At 38.4% G+C, this 21,076-nt stretch carries 21 protein-coding genes; 8 read left to right on the top strand and 13 right to left on the bottom strand.

Features of this window, described 5'->3' with window-relative positions; all coding sequences use genetic code 11:
* Positions 1-117 precede the first annotated feature (117 nt).
* The 5 genes from JMN12_RS04600 to JMN12_RS04580 all read right to left on the bottom strand — a co-directional run bounded on the left by JMN12_RS04600 (position 118) and on the right by JMN12_RS04580 (position 7,233).
* The gene (locus JMN12_RS04600) at positions 118-693 is read right to left on the bottom strand and encodes a phosphatase PAP2 family protein (protein ID WP_203137499.1); all 576 of its coding nucleotides are present in this window, start codon (positions 691-693) and stop codon (positions 118-120) included.
* Entirely contained in the window at positions 693-2,447 is a 1,755-nt protein-coding gene (locus tag JMN12_RS04595; protein ID WP_203137497.1) for a DEAD/DEAH box helicase, read from the bottom strand. The genes JMN12_RS04600 and JMN12_RS04595 overlap by 1 nt, the downstream gene beginning before the upstream one ends.
* Before the next feature lie 187 nt (positions 2,448-2,634).
* Positions 2,635-3,177 carry a DUF3592 domain-containing protein gene (locus JMN12_RS04590; RefSeq protein WP_181831216.1) on the bottom strand — a complete coding sequence of 181 codons (543 nt, stop codon included), beginning with the start codon at positions 3,175-3,177 and terminating at the stop codon, positions 2,635-2,637.
* A 12-nt stretch (positions 3,178-3,189) separates the two neighbouring features.
* A complete protein-coding gene (gene secA / locus JMN12_RS04585; protein WP_203137488.1) occupies positions 3,190-6,552 on the bottom strand; it encodes a preprotein translocase subunit SecA in 3,363 nt (1,120 codons plus the stop codon).
* Positions 6,553-7,011: 459 nt separating this feature from the next.
* Positions 7,012-7,233 carry a DUF2795 domain-containing protein gene (locus JMN12_RS04580; protein WP_002673751.1) on the bottom strand — a complete coding sequence of 74 codons (222 nt, stop codon included), beginning with the start codon at positions 7,231-7,233 and terminating at the stop codon, positions 7,012-7,014.
* Positions 7,234-7,523: 290 nt separating this feature from the next.
* On the opposite strand from JMN12_RS04580, the gene JMN12_RS04575 reads away from it, so the two are divergent.
* From JMN12_RS04575 to JMN12_RS04560, 4 genes are all read left to right on the top strand, one after another.
* Positions 7,524-8,774 carry a 3-phosphoshikimate 1-carboxyvinyltransferase gene (locus JMN12_RS04575; RefSeq protein WP_198466310.1) on the top strand — a complete coding sequence of 417 codons (1,251 nt, stop codon included), beginning with the start codon at positions 7,524-7,526 and terminating at the stop codon, positions 8,772-8,774.
* Positions 8,775-8,957: 183 nt separating this feature from the next.
* Positions 8,958-9,251 (top strand): HU family DNA-binding protein, encoded by a 294-nt coding sequence (locus tag JMN12_RS04570; RefSeq protein ID WP_034555618.1) that lies wholly within the window; start codon positions 8,958-8,960, stop codon positions 9,249-9,251.
* Between the two features lie 224 nt (positions 9,252-9,475).
* A complete protein-coding gene (locus JMN12_RS04565; protein WP_198473624.1) occupies positions 9,476-11,020 on the top strand; it encodes a ribonuclease E/G in 1,545 nt (514 codons plus the stop codon).
* A gap of 58 nt (positions 11,021-11,078) precedes the next feature.
* Positions 11,079-11,744, top strand: a complete 666-nt coding sequence (locus tag JMN12_RS04560; RefSeq protein WP_203137486.1) for a uroporphyrinogen-III synthase — start codon at positions 11,079-11,081, stop codon at positions 11,742-11,744.
* A gap of 17 nt (positions 11,745-11,761) precedes the next feature.
* Here JMN12_RS04560 and JMN12_RS04555 read toward each other — a convergent pair whose 3' ends face one another.
* From JMN12_RS04555 to JMN12_RS04520, 8 genes are all read right to left on the bottom strand, one after another.
* Positions 11,762-12,166 carry a toxin gene (locus JMN12_RS04555; RefSeq protein WP_203082039.1) on the bottom strand — a complete coding sequence of 135 codons (405 nt, stop codon included), beginning with the start codon at positions 12,164-12,166 and terminating at the stop codon, positions 11,762-11,764.
* A complete protein-coding gene (locus tag JMN12_RS04550) occupies positions 12,156-12,410 on the bottom strand; it encodes a hypothetical protein (protein ID WP_203082038.1) in 255 nt (84 codons plus the stop codon). The genes JMN12_RS04555 and JMN12_RS04550 overlap by 11 nt, the downstream gene beginning before the upstream one ends.
* A gap of 12 nt (positions 12,411-12,422) precedes the next feature.
* Complete coding sequence (locus tag JMN12_RS04545; protein WP_238423816.1) at positions 12,423-15,962, bottom strand: 1-acyl-sn-glycerol-3-phosphate acyltransferase; 3,540 nt, start codon at positions 15,960-15,962, stop codon at positions 12,423-12,425.
* 3 nt (positions 15,963-15,965) lie between these two features.
* Positions 15,966-16,775, bottom strand: coding sequence for a hypothetical protein (locus JMN12_RS04540; protein ID WP_088594985.1), 810 nt, complete (start codon positions 16,773-16,775; stop codon positions 15,966-15,968).
* 145 nt (positions 16,776-16,920) lie between these two features.
* The gene (locus JMN12_RS04535) at positions 16,921-17,328 is read right to left on the bottom strand and encodes a WG repeat-containing protein (RefSeq protein WP_203137484.1); all 408 of its coding nucleotides are present in this window, start codon (positions 17,326-17,328) and stop codon (positions 16,921-16,923) included.
* A 30-nt stretch (positions 17,329-17,358) separates the two neighbouring features.
* Positions 17,359-17,883 carry an O-acetyl-ADP-ribose deacetylase gene (locus tag JMN12_RS04530; RefSeq protein WP_203137482.1) on the bottom strand — a complete coding sequence of 175 codons (525 nt, stop codon included), beginning with the start codon at positions 17,881-17,883 and terminating at the stop codon, positions 17,359-17,361.
* 21 nt (positions 17,884-17,904) lie between these two features.
* Entirely contained in the window at positions 17,905-18,183 is a 279-nt protein-coding gene (locus tag JMN12_RS04525; protein ID WP_203082036.1) for a DUF6794 domain-containing protein, read from the bottom strand.
* Between the two features lie 195 nt (positions 18,184-18,378).
* Positions 18,379-18,855: a transposase gene (locus JMN12_RS04520; RefSeq protein WP_317193371.1), complete on the bottom strand. Its 477-nt coding sequence runs from the start codon at positions 18,853-18,855 to the stop codon at positions 18,379-18,381.
* A 149-nt stretch (positions 18,856-19,004) separates the two neighbouring features.
* On the opposite strand from JMN12_RS04520, the gene JMN12_RS04515 reads away from it, so the two are divergent.
* From JMN12_RS04515 to JMN12_RS04500, 4 genes are all read left to right on the top strand, one after another.
* The gene (locus tag JMN12_RS04515; protein ID WP_155851600.1) at positions 19,005-19,442 is read left to right on the top strand and encodes a hypothetical protein; all 438 of its coding nucleotides are present in this window, start codon (positions 19,005-19,007) and stop codon (positions 19,440-19,442) included.
* Positions 19,443-19,634: 192 nt separating this feature from the next.
* Positions 19,635-19,832 carry a hypothetical protein gene (locus JMN12_RS04510; protein WP_021627352.1) on the top strand — a complete coding sequence of 66 codons (198 nt, stop codon included), beginning with the start codon at positions 19,635-19,637 and terminating at the stop codon, positions 19,830-19,832.
* A gap of 229 nt (positions 19,833-20,061) precedes the next feature.
* Positions 20,062-20,604: a hypothetical protein gene (locus tag JMN12_RS04505; RefSeq protein ID WP_203082035.1), complete on the top strand. Its 543-nt coding sequence runs from the start codon at positions 20,062-20,064 to the stop codon at positions 20,602-20,604.
* A gap of 59 nt (positions 20,605-20,663) precedes the next feature.
* A partial coding sequence (locus JMN12_RS04500) for a hypothetical protein (RefSeq protein WP_203137479.1) occupies positions 20,664-21,076 on the top strand: 413 nt, incomplete at its 3' end.

The following is a 21,076-nucleotide window of genomic DNA, read 5'->3' as shown; positions in this document are numbered from 1 at the left end:
GGTAAGAGATAAGAGATAAGAGATAAGAGGTAAGAAATAGTACCAGCTTATTTAATTAGTAAAGGTCGTAACACGACGGACAACTAAAAATTTTAGTAAAGGTTGTAACAATGCAAATTATTCTCGAGTTGGGATTTTTAATCTTTTTTCTGTGTATAGAAAAAGAAAATAATAAAGGGTAGCTAAGAGTATACCGAAAATCCAACCTACCAATACATCACCTGGGAAATGCACGCCTAAATAAATACGGCTATAACTCACAATAATTGACCAACAGAGCAATAGAGTGACGATATATCGGGCGTTTTTTCTAAGCAAATAACTAAAAAATACAGCTATTGCCATTGTATTGGCGGCGTGAGCTGAGAAGAACCCATACTTACCACCACAAATCACCATTCGCATTTGCCCGATAAGACTCTCATCGTGACAAGGACGCAAGCGCTGGAATCCGTGTTTAAAAACGTTCGCCAGCTGGTCGGTAGTGGTGATGAGAAGGGCGATGAATACCAAGATGAGCAACGCTCGTTTCCAATGGAAATACTTGAAACACAAGTATAACAAAAAAGCATAGAGAGGGATAGACGAGAGTTCATTGGTAATTACTAACCAAAGGCTATCGGCTTCGGGCGTCCCCCAACTATTGAGGGAACAGAGCAGTTGCTTATCCGTTTCTATAAGGTATTCTAACATTATTTACGTTTTTTCTTCTTTCTAAAAGCCTGTTGGAGAGCTTCAGCAGTCTTTTGTTTGCGACTTTCTCTTTGTCCTTTTTTGCGATTTCTACCCTCATCATTGCCGTGTTTTCTACCGTCATCATTTCCGCGTTTGCGTCCGCCACGGTCTCTGCCAGCTCCTTTGGTTGAGAGCTCTACATTGATGAAACGACCGTCCATTTGGAAGTCGGTAAAGGTGCTCATTACCAAATCGGAGAGGTCGGCATCGGTATTGAAGAAAGAAAAACTGTTCTTTACATCTACTTTGAAAACATCATCACGACCTAAATTAAGGGTTGCTTTGAGGAAATCTTTGAGTGATTTCCAGTCGTAGCCATCGCGTTCACCTATGTTGATGAAATAGCGCACTTCATCGCTATTACCCCCACTGCGGCTTTCGCGCTCGTTCTCTACCGATAAGTTTTCGGCATTTTTATAATAATTGAAGAAACGCGTAAACTCTACTGAGAATATTTTCTTGATGAGCTCTTCACGATTTACTTCTTGCAGTTCTTTATAGATAGCTGGCAAATAATCGTCGATAGCAGGATTTACTTCTGTATTTTTGAGGTTGTTAGCCAAGTGATAGAGCTGTATTTCACAGATTTCCATACCCGACGGCAATTGTTTCTGCTCAAAAGGTTGCCCTATCATCTTTTCGATAGTTTTTATTTTCTTCACCTCACTTTTTGGTAAAATCACCATCGAAATTCCCGATTTACCAGCACGACCTGTACGTCCACTGCGGTGGTTGTAGGTTTCTATTTCATCGGGCAATTGGTAGTGAATTACGTGGGTGATATCGTCTACATCAATACCGCGGGCAGCAACATCGGTAGCGACGAGCATTTGTATTTGGCGTGCGCGGAAAGATTTCATCACCAAATCCCGCTGATTCTGACTCAAATCGCCGTGAAGAGCAGCAGCGTTGTAACCGTCTTCGATAAGTTTTTCGGCTACTGCCTGAGTATCGCGTTTGGTACGGCAAAATACTACCGAGAAGATATCGGGGTTAGCATCGGCGAGGCGTTTTAGGGCTTGGTATCTATGACGACCGCTCACTATATAGTACTCGTGTTGCACGGTGCTAGTAGCCTGATTGCGAGTTCCTACTGTTATTTCGATAGGCTTACGCATAAACTTACGCGCTATCTTAGCCACCTCGTTAGGCATAGTAGCCGAAAAGAGCCAAGTGTTTTTTTCTTGAGGGGTATGCGATAGAATAGCGGTAATATCTTCATAGAAGCCCATATTGAGCATTTCGTCGGCTTCGTCAAGCACACAATAGTTGATATGACTGATATCTACGAAGTTACGGCGTATCATATCTTGCATACGCCCAGGAGTAGCCACGATAATTTGAGCGCCTTTTTTGAGGCTACGCGCTTGTTCCTCAATACTTGCACCGCCATATACCGCCACTACGTTCACCTTAGGGAGGTACTTAGCATAATTGCGGAGCTCGGAAGCGATTTGCAAGCAGAGTTCGCGTGTAGGTGAAAGGATAAGGCCTTGAGTTACACGGCTATTAGTATCAATCAATTGGAGGAGAGGAAAGCCAAAAGCGGCTGTTTTACCAGTACCCGTTTGGGCTAAAGCTACCATATCAGCACCATTTGCCAAAAGAGTAGGAATGGCTTTTTGCTGAATTTCAGAAGGAGTTTCAAAGCCCATATCGCTGATGGCTTTGAGGATAGGTTCATCAAGACCTAATTGTTCAAATAAATTCATTAATACAATTTGTAAATTAGCAAATTGGCCAATTTGCTAATGTATTTTAAAGCGCAAAGGTACAATAATATTTTCAATTGACAATTGATAATTGACAATTAAGAAGAAAAAACTTTGCCAAAGGTGCGAGCCGCACGGGCAGGAAACTTTGGCAAAGTATAATAAATAATTTATATTGTGTTTCTGCTTATTTTTTTATAAAAAAGGAAACAATCAAGAGAATTATTGCAATGGACATTATTGCAAATCCTGCTATGCGAAACCCCTTATAAAAAAACGTTTTATCTTTATCGTCTACTATTTGGTGTTCACTGGGAGTTTCGGGCAAATAAGCTACTGTAATACTCTCGCCTGCTCGATAATTGGTTTGACGGCTACCACTATGAGCCCCAAAATAGGTTACACAAAAAGTATGAGCCGAATTAGCATATTTCAAATTTATAGGGGCGTTTGAGTTCAGAACAAGAGGTTTTACAATATAAGTATTTTCTCCTACAGTATACTTATAGACTACATAAGTCCTATTATTAAAACCAATACCTCCTACACCTTGACTGCCTGATTTGACAATTTCTAATACCTCTCCTTGTGCTTTCCCTTGATATAGTTTTTTGTTCTTTTCGGTAATTCTTTTGTTAATCTCAGCAGTGACCAAGAATACAAGCGCAAACAGAAAGAATATGCCAGAGCTTAGCAACATTCCCATTTGGTTGTTCATTTGGTTGTCCATTACCTTAGTGATCTATTTATTGGATACTAAAATCCACTCTCCGCTGTTTATTAGGGGATCAGCTTGTTTGAACTTGAGCTCTTTGCGTTCACCAGTACGGATGTTTTGGATTACTACCTTGTCGTTACGACCAATTTTAGGTTGTTCGCGTACGATGGTTTCTACTACCGAACGGCGCTGTGAGGCTTGTTGCCCTACTTCACGGGCGCGTTGTGCCATTTCATCGCTGTTGAGGGCTTCTTCCTTATTGGTTTGGTAGTGCTCACGGGTGCGTTGTGGCGCGTGGGCTTCCTGTACGGGTGGATTTTGAGTAGGCAATTCGGCTTTGAACAAGAAAGAGATAATCTCTTTGTTTACCTTATCAACCATAGCTTTGAACAACTGATAGGCTTCAAACTTATAGATGAGTAGCGGGTCTTTCTGTTCGTGTACCGCTAATTGTACAGATTGTTTAAGCTCGTCCATACGGCGGAGATGCGTTTTCCACTCTTCGTCGATGATGCCAAGCGTAATATTCTTCTCGAAATCGCTTACGAGTTTCTTACCTTGGGTTTCGTACGCCTCTTTGAGGTCGGTTACGATGTTGAGCATCTTTTCGCCATCGGTGAAAGGCACGACGATGCGCTCGTAAGTATTATTAGGATTTTCGTATACCTCTTTAATCACTGGGAAGGCTTGAGCGGCACTGCGTTCAGCTTTTTCCTGATAGTGTTTGAGCGCTTCGTGATACAAGGTGAAAGTAAGGTCGTTTGGCGATTGTTTAGCAAATTCGGCTTCTGAAATTTGTGTTTTCAGTGAGAAATATTTGATGAGCTCGAAAGTGAAATTCTTGTAGTTATTTCCACCTTTGTTGTTTTCTACTATATTCTCGCAAGTATCAAATATCATATTTGCCAAATCCACTTTTAGGCGTTCACCTTCAAGAGCGTGGCGACGGCGTTTATAAATTTGCTTGCGTTGTGCGTTCATCACGTCGTCGTACTCCAACAGACGTTTACGCATACCGAAGTTGTTTTCTTCTACCTTTTTCTGAGCTGCCTCGATGCGTTTGGTCATCATAGAGTGCTGAATTACATCACCTTCTTTATGACCTAAGCTGTCCATTAATCGGGCGATACGTTCAGAACCGAAGAGGCGCATTAGGTTATCTTCGAGAGAAACGAAGAAGAGTGAGCTACCAGGGTCCCCTTGACGACCAGAACGACCGCGCAACTGACGATCGACACGGCGAGAGTCGTGGCGTTCGGTACCTATAATTGCCAGACCTCCTGCAGCTTTTACTTCGGGGGTTAACTTGATATCGGTACCACGTCCCGCCATATTGGTTGCGATGGTTACCACACCACTATGTCCGGCTTCGGCTACAATTTCAGCTTCTTTTTTATGCAATTTAGCGTTCAACACATTGTGTTTCACCTTGCGCATTGTAAGCATACGGCTGAGGAGTTCGGATACTTCCACAGAAGTAGTACCTATCAACACAGGGCGACCAGCTTCGGATAGTTTTACTACCTCATCGATTACGGCGTTGTATTTCTCTCGTTTGGTTTTATAGATAAGGTCGTTGTGGTCTTTACGAGCAATAGGACGGTTCGTAGGGATTTCCATTACATCGAGTTTATAGATTTCCCAGAACTCACCCGCTTCGGTGATAGCAGTACCCGTCATACCCGCTAACTTGCTATACATACGGAAGTAGTTTTGCAAGGTAATAGTCGCATAGGTTTGGGTAGCAGCCTCAATTTTCACATTCTCTTTGGCTTCAATTGCTTGGTGCAAACCATCGGAATAACGACGACCGTCCATAATACGACCTGTTTGTTCATCGACGATGAGCACTTTGTTGTCAATCACCACATACTCTATATCTTTTTCAAAGAGAGTGTAGGCTTTGAGCAATTGGTTAAGTGTGTGAATGCGTTCGCTTTTTACGCTAAAATCTTGGAATAATTTATCTTTTAGTTTAGCTTCTTCTTCAATAGGAAGACCTTGGTTCTCGATATTGGCAATTTCTACCCCAATATCAGGTAAAACGAAGAAATCTTTATCACCATCATAGGCAATATCAGCAAACCCTTTATCAGTAAGCTCGATTTGGTTGTTTTTCTCATCAATCACGAAGTACAATTCGGCATCTACCTTTGGCATTTCGCGATTGTTATCCTGCATATAGTAATTTTCAGTTTTTTGGAGCAGTTGTTTTACCCCTTCTTCGCTGAGGAATTTGATGAGCGCTTTGTTTTTAGGTAAACCACGATACACGCGCAAGAGTTGGAATCCTCCTTCTTTGGTATCCCCTTCGGCGATGAGTTTGCGGGCATCGGCTAATACTTTGGTGAGGTAAGTACGCTGTTTGTTTACCAAATTTTCTACTAAAGGTTTCAGTTCGTTGAACTCGTGTAATTCGCCTTTAGGGGTAGGACCTGAGATGATGAGCGGTGTACGAGCATCGTCTATCAATACAGAGTCGACCTCATCGACAATGGCATAGTTGTGAGCGCGTTGCACCAAATCTTCAGGAGTGTGCGCCATATTGTCGCGGAGGTAGTCGAAACCAAATTCGTTGTTAGTTCCGTAAGTAATATCGGCATTGTAAGCACGACGACGGGCTTCGGAGTTAGGTTGGTGATTGTCGATACAATCCACACGCAAACCGTGGAACTCAAATAAAGGTCCCATCCAGGCACTATCTCGGCGTGCCAAATAGTCGTTCACGGTTACGAGGTGCACCCCATTCCCCGTTAGGGCATTGAGGTAGACTGGCAAGGTAGCCACAAGGGTTTTACCTTCCCCTGTTTGCATTTCGGCAATCTTACCTTGGTGAAGGGCAATACCTCCAATGAGCTGTACATCGTAGTGTACCATATCCCAAGTAACATCTTTACCAGCGGCGTCCCAGTGGTTTTTCCACACGGCTTTATCACCCTCAATCGTCACATAGTCGTGGGTAGCCGATAGTTCGCGGTCGTGCTCGGTAGCTGTTACGGTAATTGTTTCGTTATTAGCAAAACGACGGGTAGTTTCCTTCATCGTAGCAAAAGCTTCAGGAAGAATTTCGTTCAATGCCTTTTCTGAGGCTTGATAGGCTTCGCCATTGAGTTTATCTACTTCAGCATAGAGGTCTTCTTTAGCATCGATATCGTCGGTAGCATTTGCTTGGGCTTCGAGTTCAGCTATTTTAGTATCGAACTGGGCGCGAGCGTCTTTTATTCTTTGTTTGAACTCAATAGTTTTTGCACGCAACTCGTCATTAGAGATATTTTCTAACTGAGAGGCGTAAGTTTTTATTTTCTCAACGATAGGTTGGATAGCTTTTAGGTCGTTTTTGGCTTTGTCGCCAACGAAAATTTTAATAAGGGAATTGATAATGCTCATAGTTATTTAGCCCCCTCTGCCCCCGAACCCCCGAAGGGGGACAATCTGCAAATGAGGGGTATTTAATTTATTTGTTTATAATTATATATTTTTCAGTTGTAGCACGAGTCGTAGCACGACAAGCAGTTAGAAACTTTGGCAAAGTTCATACCGCAAATTTGTCAATAAATATACCAAAAGGCGAGAACTGACAATTTGTCACTATATTCATTTGCTAATCTGTAATTTAAAAAAGCCCCCACATACTCTGCTCTCGCAAACTTCCCCGAAAGAGGGCGTTTGCAAAACGCCCCTACACAACACACCATAAAAGAGACTGATTGTCAGGTTTATAAAATTTATCAAAGGTGCGAGCCGCACGGGCAATTAAGGACTTTGACAAAGTGTAGCGATGCAAATTTTGGGTTAATCTACAAATTGGCAAATTAAAAAAAGTCTCTTTGGAGAGACTTTTATTTTTTAGTATTCATCTTCATTCCATAGGTAGTCTTCTTCCGACGGATAATCAGGCCAGATTTCGTCGATAGATTCATACATATCACCTTCATCTTCTATTTCTTGAAGGTTTTCTACCACTTCCATAGGAGCGCCTGTACGGATAGCATAATCAATAAGCTCGTCTTTGGTAGCAGGCCAAGGAGCATCACTTAAATAAGATGCGAGTTCTAACGTCCAATACATAAACTAATAGAATTTTATAAATTTCGCGCAAAAGTAATATATTTTATTGAATGTGCAAATTTTTGTCTATTTTATTTTTAAATAGGGTGTTATTGTGATAAGGGTGAGTGTTAGAAATATTCCTATAAGAAAGAGATAAATATCTCATTAATTAGCAAAAAATAAACTTTTTGTACGCGGTGTTTGTTACGGGCGTTTGTTGTGGGCGTTTGCAAAACGCCCCTACATATTTGTTAATTTGCTAATTTGCTAATTATCGCGTATCTTTGCGGTTATTAAACAGTTATGCAATGAACATCACCCTTCCTTTATCGCAACTTGTTTCAGGAAAAACGTTACAGCTCTCGGGCTCAAAATCGGAGAGCAATAGAGCGCTTTTGCTACAAGCATTCTTCCCCGAATTACAGATAAAAAACCTCTCTACCGCCGATGATACCCTTCTCTTACAGCGCGCGTTACAATCAAAAGAGGGAACTATTGATATTCACCACGCAGGTACAGCAATGCGCTTTCTCACGGCTTATTTTGCTACCCAAGTAGGGCGCGAGGTATTACTCACTGGCTCGGCAAGGATGAAAGAGCGCCCTATTCACTTATTAGTGGAAGCACTGCAGCGTTTAGGGGCTGATATTTGCTATGGAGAACGCAATGGATTTCCGCCCTTATATATTAAAGGTGTAGCACTTAGCAAAAAAGAAGTGCGTATTCGCGGTGATGTGAGCAGTCAGTTTCTTTCTGCCTTATTGCTCATCGCACCTTCATTGCCGAATGGACTTACGCTGATTCTAGAAGGTGAACTTACCTCGGTACCTTATCTGAAAATGACCGTGAGTTTCCTGCAATACTGTTTGGGTGAAGAAGTTGTACAATGGGAAGGCAATGTGCTGAAAGTAGCTTCACACATAAATAAACCTTTAAAAAACAATATATGGGAAGTAGAATCGGATTGGTCGTCGGCTTCTTATTGGTTTTCGTTTGTGGCACTCTCACCTATAGGAACACAGCTCACGCTCACACACTTCAAAGAAGATAGTTTGCAGGGTGATAGCGCGTTACCACAACTCTATAAACATTTTGGCGTAAGCACTACTTTTAAAGGTAGTACAATGCACATTGAAAAAACTACCCTCCCCTACTCTACTCGTTTAGAATTTCAGCTGAACGATACTCCCGACATCGCACAAACCATAGCTGTTACTGCTTTAGGATTGGGATTAGAAGCACACCTCAACGGATTACACACACTTAAGATTAAAGAAACCGACCGACTACAGGCACTACAAAACGAAATGACAAAACTCGGTGCGACAGTGAATATCACTGATGAGAGTTTGCATTTAGCTTCTTGTAAACACTTGCGTGAGGGGGTGAGTATTGCGACTTATAACGACCACCGTATGGCAATGGCTTTCGCTCCTTTGATGCTCAAAACCCCTATAGTGATAGAAAACAAAGAGGTGGTAAGCAAATCGTATCCAGAGTTTTGGGAAGAAGTGGAAGAGGTGTCAGGTGTCAGGTTTCAGGAAACAGATAAGAGATAAGAGGTAAGAGGCATTAGAAAAAAAAGATAAATAATTGATAATTAGCGTATTAGTTTATTTTTGAAAGAAAATAGAAAAATAAATACTATTTTTTTTAATGTAACATAGTGTTTATTAAAGATTTAATTTGTATCTTTGCCGCCTGAAAAGAAAAAAGAATATTCATACAAAAACATATTAAAGATGACAAAAGCAGAAATTGTATCAAAGATTTCCGACAAATTGGGTCTTGACAGAAACGACGTACAACTTACCGTTGAGAACTTTATGGATGAGGTAATTAGCTCATTAGAAAGTGGACAAAATGTGTATTTGAGAGGTTTTGGTAGCTTCATTATCAAAACAAGAGCTGAAAAAACAGGTCGTAACATCTCAAAAAACACTACTATCAAAATCCCTGCACACAACATTCCTGCCTTTAAGCCAGCAAAAGTATTTGTAGAAGGGGTGAAAGCAAAAGTGAAAGTTAAAAAGTAATACACCCTGTATTAGTTTAAGTAACTGAATAATTAACACATAAAATAATAAAGTTATGCCAAGCGGAAAAAAAAGAAAAAGACATAAAGTGGCTAACCACAAACGCAAAAAAAGAGCGAGAGCTAATCGTCACAAAAAGAAAAAGTAGTGTAATACTACTTTTTCTTTTTAACAGACAAATCGTACCTTGATTTATTAATTATTAACTAAAAAAATCCAACAAAGTGGACAAAGAATTAATTATTCGTTCTGGTTCCTCTTACGTAGATTTTGCTTTGCTCAGAGATGGTAGGCTCATAGAACTTCACAAAGAAGAAGATACCAATGGATTAGGAGTAGGTGATATAATGCTAGCCAAAGTGCGCAAACCTATACAAGGGCTTAATGCAGCCTTTGTGAATGTAGGGCACGAAAAGGATGCTTTTTTGCATTATCACGACTTGGGACCTCAATTGGCTTCCTTACAAAAGTTTCTCAAATGGATACTCTCGGGAAAACTAAAAGACTTTTCACTAAAAGATTTCCCCTTAGAACCAGACATCAACAAAAATGGGTCGATAGCCGATACCCTCAAGCCTAACCAGCCTATATTAGTGCAGATAGTAAAAGAACCTATCTCAACTAAAGGACCACGCATCAGCTCTGAACTTTCTATCGCGGGGCGCTACCTCGTACTGGTGCCTTTCTCCGACCGTATTTCTATCTCACAAAAAATAGAAGGTAAAGCCGAGAAAGAACGCTTGAGAAAACTCTTGCAAGGCATTAAACCTAAAGGCTTTGGTGTGATAGTACGCACTGTGGCAGAAGGTAAAAAAGTAGCGGAACTCGACAAGGATTTGCAAGGTCTCTTCAACCGTTGGGTTTTGATGTGTAGAAAAATACAAAAAGCGGTTTACCCCTCAAAGGTGATGAGTGAAGTGAGCAAAACAGGTGCTATACTTCGCGATATGTTCAACGATACATTCACAGGTATACACGTGGATAACGAGCATCTCTACGAACAAATAAAAAAATATGTACAAGAGATTGCTCCTGAAAAAGAGAATATCGTAAAACTCTACCGCTCATCGGTGCCTATATTTGAGAAGTTCCATATCGAACGACAAATAAAAACGGCTTTTGGTCGTACCGTATCAATGCCTAAAGGGGCTTACTTAGTGATAGAACACACCGAAGCTCTACACGTGATAGATGTGAACAGTGGTAACCATTCTAACAAGAATAACGATCAAGAGACCACTGCACTATCGGTAAACCTCATTGCCGCTACCGAAATTGCACGACAATTGCGATTGCGAGATATGGGAGGTATTATCGTTGTAGATTTCATCGATATGGGCAATAGTGAAAACCGCCGTATCCTATTTGACCACCTGCGCAACGAAATGGCTGAAGACCGCGCTAAACACAAAATATTGCCTCCGAGCAAGTTTGGCTTGATACAAATTACTCGCCAACGCGTGCGCCAAGAACTCAACATCAAAACAAAAGAAGAGAACCCAAGCAAAGAAGGCGAAATAGAAGCGCCTATCGTTCTGGTTGATAAAATCAACATAGAACTTGAAAGCATTATTAAGGAGGATGCCTATAAAGGGCGCATTGTGCTGAACGCTCACCCTTTTATAGCGGCTTATTTAACCAAAGGGCTCTTTAGCTCTATCCGTTTTAAATGGTTTTTGAAATACAAACGATGGATAAAAATCCTACCACGCGATGCCTATACTTACTTAGAGTATCGATTCAAAACCAGTGAAGGCACCCCTCTTTAACATTACCAAACTCGGCGCTTGTGCGCCGAGTTTTTTTATTTTAAAGCCTTAGAAGAAAATGAAAACCTTTGTCTCTACAAAAATATTAACTGAAATGCAGCAATCTGTGCTTTCAGGACTTGATATACAGCTCATTGAACACAATTTTGTAAGTGTGAATTTGCTACCGACTAAACTCACTCTTCCTTATAATCTCTTAATCTTCACGAGCCAAAATGCGGTGAGGAGTGTTTTGCAGCATCCTTTGGCTACTACCTTAAAAGATTGTGTTGTGCTATGTGTAGGCGAACGTACCGCACAACTACTTGAAAAAAGCGGTTTTACGGTGCGCTGTTCTTTCCATTACGCTACCGATTTAACGAAATATCTTTCAGCTAATTTAAAAGATTTTGAAAAAATGCATCGCATTGCTTTTTTTGCGGGTACACATCGATTAGAAACGCTCCCACAGTTCTTTGCAAAGTACTTGCCTAATGTAGAAGAAATTACAGCTTATCAAACAGAACTAACACCTATCACTATTCACAAAAAAGTAGACGGGATACTATTTTTCAGTCCGTCGGGGGTGGAGAGTTATCACTCGTGTAATCCTGCAGGCGAAGAAAAAGCGTTTTGCATAGGGGATACTACTGCCGAAGCTGCTCAACACTATTGGAAAGATGTGGTGATAGCTGAAAAACCAACAATTGACAGTGTGTTGGTTCAGGTAAGAGATATGAGGTAAGAGGTATGTTTGATTGTTTATTTTTCCTTTGGGGAAGTTTTATTTTTAATAGGAGCAGTAGGAGCAGGAATATTGCCTTGTATTTCTTTTACCATTTTCTTTAAAAGATCTGTATCAGCAGTTTCATAGTCTGATTTATCATATAAGGCAATAAAAGCAATGGATTTTGTCTCTTCTTCTGTTCCTATATTTATAATAAGTTCGTGACTAATAACACGACCTCCCCCACTTTTGCCTGCGCGTTTTGAGGTAATATTAAGGCGTATTTTCCTTAATCCATCACCTAATGATTCACCAATATTAGGGTTGGTTTTGAACTCTTTTTGTAGTTCTTTAATATCTTTTGCAAGACTTTTGTACTTTTTTAAAAGAGTTTTAAAGTCTTTCTTAAATTCTTTGGTTAAAAAAAACTTATATTTCATCTAAAAAGTCGTCTAATTCTTGTAATTCAACTTTACCTGCACGAAAATCTTCGAGTTCTTTTAGTCCTCTACTAATTTTCTTTTGTAATTTCTTTTCCTTTGTAGTAAGCTGTAAAGGTTGTTCAATTGCAGTTTTTTGTACTTCTCTTGTTTTAGTTACCTTTACAAAATCAAGATTTTTTATAAATCTCACAAAGTCTAAGGCTTGTGGGCTATCATTGGTGATTGTGATTGTATATGGCATAATATTCAGTTTTTAGTGTTTGATAGGGCAAAGATATAAATTATTTATTGTAAAATCAAAATTGTCCTTTGTCAATTGCTCATCGTCAATTGACTTTATGTATCGTATTTTGCGGATTTTGGTGAGGTAACTGTGTTGTGCAATGGCGCGCTTCTCGTCATCGGCGATGACAGATACGATTTCACGTTCAGGATAAGTGAGCAATAGCAAGAAATCTAACTGACCATAATCATCGGCGATATGCAAAATACGGGCTTTTTCGGGTAGTGAATGCACGAGTTCGTGATAGTGTTCGCGATGCTTTCTATAATCTTCTTTTACAGCGCGCACTACGTAATTTTCCTTGTATAAATAGTTTAAAAACAGTTTCTTCTTTAGGTAATCCACTCCTTCCAATCGTTTGCGTAAAGCGAGGAATTGCTGGCGATAGAAAGCACCTATCTGTTTGGCTCTTTCGCGTGGAGTGTTGCCAAAACGCTCATCATCAGGTGTTATAGGGTCGCCTACTACTACCGTAATAGCACCATCGTAGATAATCACATCTCCTTTGGGTTGCACTTCCGAACAACCGTGAATATACACGGGCACGAGAGGCGTTTGGAAATGTTCGGCTATCAGGAAAGCACCTTTGTGAAAGCGGTGTATTTGGTTAGTATCAGAGCGTTTACCCTCTGGAAAAATCATTACTGAAATACCGTTTTTCAAGTTCTTTTCGAATAAGGGCATTCCTTTTTCTATACCTTCAGAGGCTGGAAAAAAGCCCATTGACTGTACATAACGTCCAAATACTACCGATTTATACACCCAATCATTTACCATATAGCTGATGCGATGTGTGAAGAGCCCTATTGCCAAAGTATCAAGCCACGAGGTATGATTGGCAATCACAACTGAAGAAGTTGTAAGCTGTATATGGTGTGGATTCTCTACCTTTTTGCGCACAAAAGGATTGGCATAAAGCACTGAAGTAGTGAGCGAAGCTGCTAAACGTCTGAGCCACATAGTACGTTTAGGAGTTATTTTGGCAAGTAGCCAACCTATATTGGAGAGAATAATAGACGATAGTGCATAATAGGTAGTTAGCAGTATGGATTGCAGCAAAAGACGCAAACTCACCGGAGAACGACCCTTATCAGAACGGCGGAAGATACAAAACTTAAATATCGTAGGGTAAAATACGAAAGTTATTGCCAAAGCAGTGAAAATACCTATTACTGATACCGATGCAATTGATTTTAAGGCGGGGTGTTTGGCGAAAATAAGCGTACCGATAGCCAAAAAAGTAGTAATAGACGCTAAAAGCACTGAGACTTTGTACACAGGAAGTTCATTTTTACCATCGGTATAGTCTTTTTGCAGCGCACAAGTCATAAAAATACTAAAATCTACTGAATGTCCTAATACCAAAGTGCAGACAATCATACTAAACACATTGAACTCTATGCCAAAAAAGTTCATCAGAGCAGAAGTAACTACCCCTGTAACCCCAATAGGAATAAGAGTGAGTAACACCAATTCTACACGCCTAAAAAACAAAAGCAGTATGAGGAAAATAGCGATAGACGAATAGTTTACTAACAACAATATATCGTCTTTGAGTTTGCCTAAAAACGTTTCACTTAGGTTCTTGCGGTCGATAACAACAGTAGGCGTGCGTTTTTCTATTGAATGAATAAAAGAGTCTCGCTCGGCGGGAGTGAGCTTTACGAGATTGGCAATAGTATAAAAGCCCCCTTTTTCAGTAATAAAATCTTCTAACGGAATGGCTGAAAGCGCTTTATAAGCATCGAGGTTGTTTATCACTTTAAAATCACCTGCTATACTTTGGTAGAAAGGTGCGTAAGTTTCTTCTTTAAAACCAACCTCATTCCCTTTTCCTATCAGTTGTTGTTTTAGAAATTGCTGTCTTTCGGCATTCCAAAAATCTTTCCATCGTTGTAAACGCGCTTCTTGTTCTTTTTTAGGCAATACAATCCCCCCAATAGAACTGAATTGCTTGATACTATCGTGTGCTTTATAACTTTGTAACTGCTGATATAGTGTATAATTGCGCTCTAAGGCTTCCTCTAACGAGTTGCCATAAGCAGCAGCATAGAGTGATTTGTATTCGCTATCGGTGATGTTCTCTAATTGATGCTCTGCTGCTTTATAACGTTCGTTGATATAGTTGATATTAGCAATATCGCCATTGAAACGGACATTATGAAAAGTAAAACAACTCACCGCTATCAGCAGTAAGCAAGCTCCAACTACCCACTTGTTGTGATGAAATGGATAAGCCCCTATGCGATCTAAAAAGGTTTTGCGCACCTCGATAGTGCGATTGCCACGATAGAAATGAGGCACGAGCACCAACGACAATATGGCTGATACCATTATGCCCACGAAAGCAAATATCCCTAAATCTTGCATCACCTCCGAATGCACAAAGAGCAAACAGAGGAATGATATGGCGGTAGTGATACTGCTGAGCAATATAGGCACGGTTACAGCACGGTACAACTCGACGGTGTTTTTAGCTACCTTGTAATGTGTGAGAATATGCAGTGAATAATCGATTGTAACCCCCAAGAGTACCGCTCCTAAACTGATAGAAATTGCCGAAATACTGCCTTTGAGCACATAGAGTGTCGCCAAAGCTGAAAGCACCCCAAAAGCAGAAGGGATAAACGCGATAAATGGGATATAAACACTTCGATAAAAGAAGACAAGCAATAAATAAAGTGCTGATAGTGAAATGAGTACCGTAGTGAGGATATCGGTTTTGATTTGAGAAGCATTGCTCACCGAGATAAAGGGAGCCCCAAAGAAATCTACACGCACTTTTCCTTGATACTGGGCGTTGAGATGGTCTTGCAGTTCATCTAAATCTGCGACAAAAGCAGCATTGTGCTCGCTGTCGTTACCATCGAATTTAGGGTTGATAAAGAAGAGTATATGTTGCTCGTCGTTAGTAGTGAGGAACCCATTGGCAATCTTAAAATCGTTGCCTGTATTGAGTTCTTGAAGTTTGCGCAAACCGCGAAAAGTGAGACCAAAGGGGTCTTTGCGGATAAACTGTTGTGCCACCATACCCGCAGGCGTGAGCATCGTTTTGTACTGACTCTCCACCATTGATTTGAGGCTATCGGGGACTAAACGGCGTTCTAAATAAGCGTAATCTTCATCGTTTAGAAAAAGAGGTAGGTGGTCGTTTACAAACTGCCAAGTCTCGTCTATCTCTTCTTCGTTTATAATCCCCTGAATACTTTTGATATACTTCGTCATAGAAGCATTGAGCGTATCTTGCAGATTTTCGGCAACTGCCTGCATATCGGTGAGTGTTCCGCCTTTTTCGGCTGTTACCATTACCGAGATTTTATCGGCGAAATTGAGTTGCTTAAGTACCTTGGAAGTGAGGTTCGTTTTGTCGTTTTGAGGGAGTACTTTGGTGATATCCTCTTCAAATCGCAACTGACTCAAGCCATAAATAGCAATGAGCGCCCAAGCGGTGAAGAATGAGAAGGTTGCGAGTTTATGAGTGGTGATATATTGGTAAATTCTGTTTAACATCTCTTATTTGTAATAGCTAATGATTCTTTTTTCTATTTGTGTTTCTTTATAATTATTATTTTTATCCCTTACTTCTATTTTTCTCGATATCCAATTATGATTTTTATCATATACATAATTCGTAATTAGGTATTCCGACATTAAATTATCTTCTAAATCATATAACTTTAGTGATAATACGTCTCTTTTATCATTGCTTTTAAATTTTCTTTTCATCTCATACTCCTCATAATCACTAACAATTTCAATAATATCCCCCTTTTCATCATATTTAAATTCTGTAAAACCTTTTACTAACCCCTCAACCTCTGAACTTAGTTCCTCTTTACGGATTTTATTCCCTCTTTTATCATATTTATTTACCAATTTATAACTTCTCTCTTTGATATAAGAACTATCTTTTTCATTTACTAATACATATACAAGCATCTCCTCATCTATTACCTCTCCTTTATCATTGTATTTCAAAGTATTTTTACTTGTTCTCCTACCTACTCTATACGAAACAATTTCTACAATATTATCTTTCAGATAAGAATAAACCGACCTACTTTTTTGCTTGTTAGATATAGAGTCAGTAAATTCTGTTAAGAATCCTTTATTGTTAAAAGAGCTAACAGATAATCTTTCTTGATCCATATAAGGAGTTCCATCATCATTCTTTATAGAATCATAGACTTTATATTGTGTTACAATTATGCTTTTTACTTGTCCGTGAAGATTCTGATCTTCCCAATCCGTTTTTCTATGTGATGAAGTATTACAAGATACTAATATAAGTAGAAAAATAAATAGTCTAAACGTATAATACATATTTTTAATTTTAAAAGGCAAAAGTAAGGATTTTTGAGAAAAAAAGAAAGCAATTGAATAAAATAAGGTCTGATTTTGATTATTTTAAGACTTTGTGACAGGCACGAGCTATAAGCTCGCATCAGCGGAGGGGGTAGAGACACAATTATTGACTAATCTCAAATTGTTTGTTACCTATCTGTACCCACGCTTTACCATTCTCAAAGAGAGCGCCATCGTCATAAATAAAAGGGAAGACGGTTTCGTTTTTGTCATTGATATAGCCATATTTAGCACCTTTCTTTACCAAGGCAAGTCCCTCGGTAAAATAAGAAGCATCGTCATAGAGAAAAGGAATAATTTGTTCGCCTTTTTGGTTGATAAAGCCCCATTTGCCGTCTTTCTTTACGGCTACATAATCTTTATGAAAGTAGGTAGTATCTTCATAGATAAACGGAATCATCTCTTCTCCTTTCTCATTGATGTAACCCCATTTGTCACCTTGCCTTACACAAGCAAAGCCCTTGTGAAAATCGGTTATTTCATCATATTTTTCTTGCTTGTTTGTGTTCATTGTTTTGACTTTTAATTATCTTGTGAGTTGTTAAACCTTCTGTATGTTTGTATAAATATCGTAGTTTTCTTGATCAAAACAAACTATCTTCACCTGCTTGATTTTATCCGTTTTTTGCAAGAAATGAGCTATTGTATGAAGTGCTATTTGAGCTGCTTTTTCCTTCGGAAATCTATACCTCCCAGTACTTATATTAGGAAATGAAATAGTAGCTACTTGATGCTCTAAAGCCAACTCCAAACAACTAATGTAAACTTGTGCCAGTAGGTTTTCTTCATTATGTGTTCCCCCATTCCACACCGGACCTACTGTGTGAATAACATATTTAGCAGGCAAATTGCCGGCAGTAGTAATAACTGCGCTACCTACCTTGCAACCTCCTTGTTTATTCCTTATCTTCTCACATTCTTCAGTGAGTGCTTTGCCTCCTGCTCTATGAATAGCTCCATCCACACCGCCTCCACCAAGTAGAGACGTGTTGGCTGCATTCACAATGGCATCTACGGAAATCTTAGTGATATCTCCTAATACGATTTCAATGTTACTATGTATCATCACTCAATTAATCATTAAACATTAATCATTAGAATTTATTAAATGTCTATAATAGCTTGTAAGTATCATAGCCGACATATCATCGGGATGTTTAACGCCTTGGTCTAAAAAAAAGGTCACAAGTTCAGGATTTCCACTGCGAATCCACTCATTGCGGATGCCCATTCCTAAAGTAAAATGACTTTCCATAAAGAATTCATCTTCGGTAAGCGTTTTTATATACTCCTTATCCTCCTTTTTGAGGTTCTTATCCAGCATTTGGATACATTCTGTTAGGTTTTTAGGTTTTTGTTTTTTCATATTGACGTTTTTTTATTTGGAGTCCTCACCCCCGTTCCCCCTCTCCCAAGGAGGGGAGGCAATCCGTAAGAGGGATTTTTTGTTATAAATCTGTTTTTAATGTAAATATTGTGTTTGAAAGCCTACCCTCGTTCCCCCTCCCGAAGGGAAGGGGCAATCCGCAAAAGTGATTTTTTCAAGATATATAGGTTGTTTTTAAATATAAAACGTGTTTAAACTTTTTTTGAGGAACTTGGATATAAACCCTAATAAGAGCATTCCAATCCAAGTTACATCAAGATACTCATATCTCATTATCAAACCTTTATATCCGTCAAGCCAACCATTTGCTTGTTCAATTTTAAACCTATTTTTGTACAATTCTCCATCAAAATAAACATCTGGTTGCTTTCCATTTCGGGGATGCTGAAAGCTACCGTCTTTACTCCATTTGTTGAAGTAGTAATAGACATTTTGCCAAGAGATTTCTCCTTTTTCAAAATAGACCTCAATTGGAAGTTCTCTCCATTGCACCCCTGTTTTTAACCTTTTGAGAATCAATAAAAATATTGAAGCTAAATCAAAATTACTTTTAAATCCTCTTTTTCCTACACTTAAAAAGGAAATAATCCATTTATTTATTGTATCTTTGCCCAAAGTTCCTGAATTTTGGTGTTCTTTTTTTTCAAACACAAAATTACTAATTTTCGGGAATTTTTATTTTATTATAGGAAAAAGTTTAAACAGCTTCAAAGTTAAGGAAGCTATAGGATATGATAAATTTCACAAAAATAATTAGTTTTTGTTTCATTCTAATAAGCACGTTATCTTTTGCTCAGAAATTGTCTAAAGAACACTTGAGAAATTTCCCCAAAGAAAATGGTTTTTATAAAACATTTGTGCTGTCAAAGTATAATAATAAGTTAAGAGCAAATGTCGTACTCCACTCTGACTTCCTTAAAGATAAAGATGGAGACCTTACAGAAAATGTTCTCATCTCGTTTCTAAAAAAAGAAAACAGTTGGTTAGCAAATGATGTTCAAGTTATTGTTAAATGTAGAGGAAAATGCATTAACTATATTGATGAGGATACAAACGCACTCTATAGAAATAATTTTTTCTATTTTGAATTTTCTTTTGATGGACCTCGTTACTCAGGTTACCTCTTTGCGTTTAAAAAAGAGGACGATGGTTATTTTAATTTAGTGAAAATGCAAGAAGTCTTTAAATCTTTCTATTGGGATATGCCCATTCGCTGGTATAGCCCAACTGAAAAATAAATTATCAGTATAATTCTCCTAAGAATACCAAATCAATTAAAAAACAGTAAGCCCCGCGCTTGCTGTTTTTCTTTTTAAGCCGCCACTACTAACTTTACCACCGCTGCCCAACCGCTCCCCGCTGAGGCATATCCTAACAGCCTTGCAGGTAGCAGGGGGAGCGCATCAGGGGACAATGCGATTGCTTCCTCTATGCAGCAGTATCGCGATATTCATTGTTCGCTCAGTAGCTTCTATGAGGACGATAAAACCGCCGAGCAAGACCGCCTTAAAGAGGAAATTGAAAGCCTTAAAGCTGAGCTCGTAGGAAAGAGCAAACAAGACCCCTACGAGGCACAAATGCGCCTATTGGAAGTTCTCTCCATTGCACCCCTGTTTTTAACCTCTTGAGAATCAATAAAAATATTGAAGCTAAATCAAAATTACTTTTAAATCCTCTTTTTCCTACACTTAAAAAGGGAATAATCCAATGATTTATTGTATCTTTGCCCAAAGTTCCTGAATTTTAGTGTTCTTTTTTTCTCAAACACAAAATTACTAATTTTCGGGAACTTTTACTTCTCTAAAAAAGTTTAAACAGCTTCAATGATAAAAGACTCTGATTTAAAACAAAATGATAATGAATAAGACAACAAAAACACTCGGTTTAATAGTATTTACTTTTTTTATATCTCAGAATCTATATAGTCAGTTATTTATAAATAAAATAGACAATAAAGATATAGAGATTGTTAAGAGACTTATTCCTACTAAACGCTATGGGAGTATTATGTACGATTATATAAGAATAGATAAACGTACAAAAGAACCTTTAAGAGGAAAGTATAAAGTTATTGTAAATAAAGATGAGTATTACAAAACCTTCTTTGAAGAGGGTAATATTCGAATCAAAAATGATATTAATATAGTTAAGTATTATTGCAAAGGAAAATTATGGAAACTATATATATATGTTGGAAGAGAATATACGTTGCTATCAAAAAGCAACCTTGATAAAGAAAAAGGAGTGTTACATATCAAATATTTTAATTATAGTGATATAGATGAAAAAGAGCCTATTCTTATAAGAGAAAAAGATAAACAAAGTACAAAAAAATTTCTTAAAATATTCATACCATTAATAAAAGAGAAAGATATAAAAGCGTTTCTAAAAGATTTTTAGTTTCGCTTGTTAGCAATGGGAAACAATGATAAAAGACTCTGATTTAAAACCAATTGATAATGAATAAGACAACAAAAACACTCGGTTTAATAGTATTTACTTTTTTTATATCTCAGAATCTATATAGTCAGTTATTTATAAATAAAATAGACAATAAAGATATAGAGATTGTTAAGAGACTTATTCCTACTAAACGCTATGGGAGTATTATGTACGATTATATAAGAATAGATAAACGTACAAAAGAACCTTTAAGAGGAAAGTATAAAGTTATTGTAAATAAAGACGAGTATTACAAAGCTTTCTTTGAAGAGGGTAACCTTGTAGTGAAAAATAAAATCAACATAGTTAAGTATTATTACAAAGGTAAATATCAAAAACTCTACATATATGTTGGAAAAGAATATATATTGCTATCAAAAAGCAACCTTGATAAAGAAAAAGGAGTGTTACATATCAAATATTTTAATTA

The organism is Capnocytophaga genosp. AHN8471, from assembly GCF_016806945.1.
GTDB classification, from domain to species: Bacteria; Bacteroidota; Bacteroidia; order Flavobacteriales; family Flavobacteriaceae; genus Capnocytophaga; species Capnocytophaga periodontitidis.
This window is presented reverse-complemented; position numbering and strand designations above follow the sequence as displayed.